General features: G+C 67.3%; 1 protein-coding gene. It reads right to left on the reverse strand.

Translation table 11 applies throughout. The annotated features are described in order from the left end of the window. On the reverse strand, nt 1–435 hold a 435-nt coding region (locus RNB18_RS51515), incomplete at its 3' end, for a hypothetical protein (RefSeq protein WP_311720998.1). Nucleotides 436–468: the final 33 nt, after the last annotated feature.

Genomic DNA, 468 nt, shown 5'->3' on the forward strand with positions numbered 1-468 from the left:
GTGATAGACCGCGCCGATCCACAACGACTCCAGCCACAGTCCGACGGTCGCCACGCCGAGACCGGCCACCGCGCCGAAAAGGATGGGCCGCTTGACAAGCGGGGTCAGCGCGATGAGTTCGACCACCAGTGCGGGGCCGAGGTAGAGCGCGAACCAACTCGTCGGTGCACCGAGTACCGGGCCGACGATGAAGGCCACGGCCCCGCGCAGGGCTATCGCGAACCCGGCGGCGATCAAGGCCGCGCCCGGGCCCAGTACCAGTCGCGCAGCGACCGCGGCCAGCGCCGCGGCGCCCGCGATCATCATCGGCTGCAGTACCAGGCGGAACTGCTCGACGCCGAAGTCGTATTCGATCTGGAACACCGAGAGTCCGATGAACAGGCCGCCGAAGGACAGGAAGTAGAGGAACTTGTTGAACTTGCTGTCCTCACCCACGCTTTCCGGGCCCATCGCGACCCTGCCCTCGTG

The organism is Streptomyces doebereineriae (assembly GCF_031845645.1).
Taxonomy (GTDB): Bacteria; Actinomycetota; Actinomycetes; order Streptomycetales; family Streptomycetaceae; genus Streptomyces; species Streptomyces canus.